This window comes from Brasilonema bromeliae SPC951 (genome assembly GCF_012912135.1).
GTDB lineage: Bacteria > Cyanobacteriota > Cyanobacteriia > Cyanobacteriales > Nostocaceae > Brasilonema > Brasilonema bromeliae.
Genome location: NZ_QMEB01000324.1, coordinates 1 through 5,560 on the forward strand (window position 1 = coordinate 1; position 5,560 = coordinate 5,560).

Below are 5,560 nucleotides of genomic sequence, written 5' to 3' on the forward strand. Positions count from 1 at the left end.
CCCTTACACCCTTACCCCCTTACACCCCTAGTTTTGCTCAAAGCTTAATAATGATTGCCCGCTTTGCGATGGTGAATGGCTGTCACCGCATCAGGTTTAAGTAATTTCCCGTTATCAACAGTCGCATAAACAACCCAATGGTCGCCGCATTCCATGCGTTTGTTGACAGAACATTCAAGATATGCTGAGGAATCAGTCAGGATAATACAGCCGTTATCTGCAACTTTTGTGGAAAAACCTGCAAATCTGTCTTCTCCTGGTGCAAAAGATTTGCGGAAGTGTTTCATGTATTCTTGCTGATGACCTTCCGGTAGGATATTCAGGACAAACTTACCGCCAGGATACATCAGGGATTCTACCGCCCGCTCTTTGGCAATGGCAACAGTAATACCTGGTGGGTTAAAGGTGGCTTGAGAAATCCAAGACCCCATCATTCCAGTAGAAACTTCTCCAAGCTTTGCTGTCACAACGCAAATAGATCCTACAATCCGACCAACAGCTTGTTCAACAGGAGTCGCTGCAGTTTGAGTCATACGCACTTTTTTGGCTTTTCTCAAGACTTGGGCAAAGTCTGTACCTGTTTCTTCACACTGTTTAAGAAGAACATCTGAGGGTTTAAACTTGACTTTCATAGTCTCAAACCCAAACCGATATCCCGCATCACGAAGTTTGCCTTCAATAAAGTCAAAAGCTTCGCCACTCCATCCATAAGAACCAAATATCCCAGCAAGCTTGCTATTGTCACCGCTTGCCAGTACAGTACCCAAAGCAGTGTGAATCGGAGTTGGTGCGTTACCACCAATGGTAGGAGAACCAATGATAAAACCCTCAGCTTTGTCAAAAGCTGCACGAATCTCTTCAGGTGAAGCAAACTCACAGTTGATGGATTCTACAGCGACTCCTCCTTTTGTTAAACCAAGGGCGATCGCCTGCGCCAAAGTTGCTGTATTTCCATACGCCGAAGCATAAAGTAAAGCAACGGTAATTTCACGAGCAGTTTGAGAATGGCTCCATTGCTGATAAGCCTGAGTAAGTTCCACTAAGCCATAGCGTACCAAGGGACCATGAAGAGTACCAAACATTCTGACTTGCAGTTCTGATATTTTCTCCAGCGCTGCTTGTACATGACTTGCATGAGGAGCCATCAAGCAATCAAAATAGTAGCGCTGGTCTTCTTTTAAAACACCCCAATCTTCATCAAAGACTTCTTCATTACAGATATGGGCACCAAATAGCTTATTAGTGTACAGTATCTGAGTTTGCTGGTCATAAGTACAAAGACCTCCAGGCCAACGAGGACTAGGAATAGGGAGACAGCGCAAAACATGACCTTTACCTAAATCCAGAGTTTCTTTCCCTCGCATCGTCATGATGTTCAAGTTGTGGTTAGGGAAAGTTGCACTCAAATTAGCAGCACTAGGAAGCGAACAAACAAACGTCAGTTGTGGTGCTAGTTCTAACAGAGCTTTGAGAGTTGCGACTCGGTTAGGATTAAAGTGACCTAGAATCACGTAATCCAAGTGTTTCAGGTCAACAGACTGCTGTAATGCGTCTAGAAAAATTTGTGTGAAAGTTTCTGGGGGTGGGTCAATAATTGCAGTTTTATCACCCTCTATTAAATAGCAATTCGATGTGGTACCCTTTGCTAGTGCGTATTCAATTTCAAACCGTAGACGTGTCCAACTACGTGCCCTTAGTACTGTCGTGTTTGTAGCGATTGGTAAAACTTGTACGTCGCGGGGATTGGGATTATTCATACTTGTCGAGTGAGGGAGAGGATGAGAAGGATGAGGAGAGAAAAAGTCAAAAGAATTTTTAACTTTTGACCCTTACGGGTTCGCCAGTTGACGCCAGGTGCTTCAAGTCGGGAAACCCGCCCAACGCACTGGCTCCTTTATGCCGGGGAACCCGTCCACCGCACTGGCTCACTTTTGACTTTTGACTTTTAATAATAGGTGCCTACCTTGCGATGGCGAACAGCTGTGAGTCCTTCTGGTTTAGAGACTTTACCGTCAGCAACTGTACAATATAATAGCCAGTGGTCGCTGCATTCGATGCTGCTGACAATTTCACATTCCATGTAGGCAAGAGCGTCTGTGAGAATGGGGGAACCGTTTTTGGCTGTTTGGGTTTTGACGCCAGCAAATCTATCACCACCAGGAACTAAACGCTTGAGGAAGTGTTTCTTTAATTCTTGATAATTTCCTTCTTCCAAAACGTTAAGGACGAACTTATCACCCACTTGCATCAAAGAATCTATCGCACGATCTTTGGCGACAGCAACTGTAAATCCTAAAGGTTGCAAACTGGCTTGAGCCACCCAGGAAGCTAGCATTGCGCCGTTGACATCATCTTTTCGGGTTGTGATAATGTAGAGTCCGTTGCTAATCCGACCGAGCGCTTTTTCTAAGTTTGCGTCGATGGACTTGATTTGCTTGATGTTACGTTCGCGAACAAGCAATTGTCCTAAGTCTATACCTGCTTCTCTACACAATTGGTAAGTGTCTGGGGTGGGAGTTTCTTTTATGCGGATTGCTGGGAAGGCTTCCTTAATACCAAGGTCGAGAAATTTTCTGCGAAGTGGATCAATAGGTTCATCATCTCCGCCGTAGCACTCAAATAATCCAACGACTTGCTTCTTGACGACGCCTAAGAGCGAACTGATAGCAGCATGAGCTGCAACGTTAGCACTTGGAGGCATACCGATAATAATGCCAGCTGAGCGACCTGCGAGTTCTTGAATTTCTTGGATCTCACCACTGCTGAGATCCATCACTTCAACGCCAAGCCCAGTTTTCTGGAGACCTTCAGCAATTTCGTGGGCAAGACGCTCACTGTGTCCGTAGTCGGAGACATAATATAAGGCGACTATTGTTTGTGCCTGAACTTGTCTGTGACTCCAAGTTTGGTAACATTCCCTGAGAATATCAAGATGGTGGTAAAGTAGGGGTCCGTGTCCATTGGCGATGATTTTAATTTTCCCAAGATCACCCATTTTATTCATGGCGTTCACAAGGGATCGGGCGTTGGGACCCATCAAGCAGTCGTAGTAAAATTTGAAGTCAGGTTCAATGGCATCTAGATTGATGTCAAAGGTATCATCGCTGCAATAGTGCATCCCAAAGGCATCGCAAGTATACAGGGTTTGGGTTTTGCGGTCGAAGCTGAATATCGTATCGGGCCAGTGTAGGTTAGGTGCACTGACGAATTCGATTTCGTGTCCAAGACCAAGATCTACGCGATCGCCACTCTTGACAATCCGCTTAGAAAACGGATCGTGTACCAGGTTTTCTAAAAACTGAAGTGCAACTTTTGATGCTAAGACGGTAGCCCTAGGAGCTAATTGCAGAACGTCTTCCACTAAACCGCTGTGGTCTGGTTCTGTGTGGCTGACAATGATGTAATCAATTGCCTTCGGGTTGATCAGGCTTTTGAGCGTATTTAAATAAAGGTCGCGAAACTTGGTGTGAGCGGTGTCAATAAGAACAACCCTGTCACCTTTGATGAGATATGAGTTGTATGTCGTACCGTTTTGCAATCCGAATTCTATATCAAAGCGATCGCGGTCCCAATCAAGACAGCGAATCGCCGTTGTATTAGGAGCTATTTCAACAGTTTGTACAGTTAACCGTTTTTGGACGTTCTCTGCGAGCGCTACCATTCGTCGCCTCCGGGCACAAATTATCAGTCTTCTGCCTCTAGTTTTCGCATAATTCTTTTTGTAAAGTTGTCAAAAATTTTATTTTTTAGAAAATTCAAGATGTAGTTAAAATTGCTATATATTGGCGTTTTTTTTTACTTCAAAATTGTTCTTCAGGGTCTTTTTAATAAGACTGTTATTATATCACAAAAAACTTGAAATAATGAATTATTTTACTTACAAATTGTTATCAAAATTGTCTTCGTGTTAACTAATTTGTAGCAAAAGGCATAGATTTTGCAACCGTTGTGTTTAACAGTTATCAGTGATCAGTTATCAGTTTCACTGTTTACTGTTCCCTCCTTTTTAAGGAGGGCGAGTTTCGGATCAATCCTTAACAACAACCGTATTGAGTTATCAGCGTATCTTCAGCCAAGAGTGAGGTGATTTCGCGATCGCTAGGTTTCTTCCTGAAAAACCAGTAGATGCTGCGTTATAAAGAATACAGAAGAATCTACTATGAAATGATATATGGAACCAGTCACTTTGACGGCTGTTGCAACGGCGATCGCCACCCTTCTTCTAAAAAAAGCACTGGAGAAAACAGGCGAAAATCTCGGTGATGCTGCTTGGCAGCAAAGTCGCAAGTTAATCGAACAGCTTCGCACTAAGAATAAATTACCATCGCTCACCAATGCTACACAAGGAAACGAACAGCAGCGATTAGATTATGGACAAGCTGTGCTGGAACTGAAAGCAGCAGCAGACAAAGATACAGAAATTGCTCAAGGAGTTAGGGAAGTAGAAGCAGCAGTCAACAAGGATGAGTCGCAAAGTGCAAAGGAAATTCAAAAGTTAGCAGAGGAAATTGAGTCTCAGCCCTCAGTAGTCAACAATTTTGCGAAATTAGCAGAGGAGATAAAAGCAGAGAAAGGTGCAATGGTTGCCCAACAAATTACAATTGGGCAACAAACGAACACCTACACTTGACTGCAGTCGCCCGACGGGGAGAATCGGGTAAAGTCAACTCCCATCAACTGGCAAGAAATTTGCCGCCAATTACTGGAATCCCAGCGGCGACTCACCAGCAATCCTTTGATGCAAGATGAATCTGCCAAATTACAAAGGGAGCAGATTTATGTTCCCCTAGCACTGGTGCAGCGGACAAAACCTGAGAAACGCGACAAGGGCGAAAATTCCCCAGAAGCAGGAACGCGCCTGTATGAACCACAATATGAGGAAAAGCAGCGATTTGAGCATGAAGCTTTCTTGACTCAAATCTTGGAAAAAGCAGAAAGCAAAACCAAGGCTAAGCACATAGCTTTAATTGGAGAACCAGGTGCAGGAAAAACAACTCTGCTGCAATCCATCGCGTTTTGGGTGTTAGAGAAAAACTTGGGATTCCCAATTTGGATTTCGCTGGCAGATTTGGGGCGAAGTGGTTCTTTGACGGATTTACAAAGTTATTTGTTGAACAATTGGCTTTCTTTTGCTGTTCCACCAACACAGCTGACTCAGGCGAAAGCAGAATTGACAACACAAATTCAGCAGGGGCGAGTTTGGTTGCTGTTGGATGGGGTGGATGAGGTGGCTGTATCAGGTGTGCAGACGTTGCAAACACTTGCCCAACAACTCACCGGATGGATCGCCCAGTCACGAGTGGTGCTAACTTGTCGGCTGAATGTTTGGCAAGCGGATTACAATGCGCTAGAAACTTTTGAAACTTATCGTCTGCTAGATTTTGATTATCCTAAGCAGGTGCATGAGTTTATTGATAATTGGTTTGGAAACCTCACTCCCCAGAGGAACCTCACCCCCCAGCCCCCTCTCCTTATTAAGGAGAGGGGGAGTGATAAAAGTGAGGAGAGGGGGAGTGATAAAAATGAGGAGCCGGGGAGTAAGGGGGAACGGTTGAAGGCA

5 protein-coding genes are annotated in these 5,560 nt (G+C 44.4%); 3 read left to right on the plus strand and 2 right to left on the minus strand.

Annotation, left to right across the window (positions count from 1 at the left end; genetic code table 11):
• Positions 1–44: 44 nt before the first annotated feature.
• Positions 45–1,757: a diflavin flavoprotein gene (locus tag DP116_RS26650; RefSeq protein ID WP_169158008.1), complete on the minus strand. Its 1,713-nt coding sequence runs from the start codon at positions 1,755–1,757 to the stop codon at positions 45–47.
• Positions 1,758–1,945: 188 nt separating this feature from the next.
• Entirely contained in the window at positions 1,946–3,661 is a 1,716-nt protein-coding gene (locus tag DP116_RS26655; RefSeq protein WP_169158009.1) for a diflavin flavoprotein, read from the minus strand.
• 510 nt (positions 3,662–4,171) lie between these two features.
• Here DP116_RS26655 and DP116_RS26660 point away from each other — a divergent pair.
• The 3 genes from DP116_RS26660 to DP116_RS26665 all read left to right on the plus strand — a co-directional run.
• On the plus strand, positions 4,172–4,630 hold the full coding sequence (locus DP116_RS26660; RefSeq protein ID WP_169158010.1) for a hypothetical protein: 459 nt from the start codon (positions 4,172–4,174) through the stop codon (positions 4,628–4,630).
• A complete protein-coding gene (locus tag DP116_RS30070) occupies positions 4,627–4,749 on the plus strand; it encodes a hypothetical protein (RefSeq protein ID WP_281357484.1) in 123 nt (40 codons plus the stop codon). Before DP116_RS26660 ends, DP116_RS30070 begins: the two co-directional genes overlap by 4 nt.
• The coding region (locus tag DP116_RS26665; protein WP_169158011.1) for an NACHT domain-containing protein at positions 4,739–5,560 on the plus strand (822 nt) is incomplete at its 3' end. The genes DP116_RS30070 and DP116_RS26665, both read left to right, overlap by 11 nt.

Bases quoted from the DNA above. Each gene is read 5' to 3' on its own strand.
- DP116_RS26650 (WP_169158008.1), bottom strand. From the start codon at position 1,757: ATGAATAATCCCAATCCCCGCGACGTACAAGTTTTACCAATCGCTACA.
- DP116_RS26655 (WP_169158009.1), bottom strand. From the start codon at position 3,661: ATGGTAGCGCTCGCAGAGAACGTCCAAAAACGGTTAACTGTACAAACT.
- DP116_RS26660 (WP_169158010.1), top strand. From the start codon at position 4,172: ATGGAACCAGTCACTTTGACGGCTGTTGCAACGGCGATCGCCACCCTT.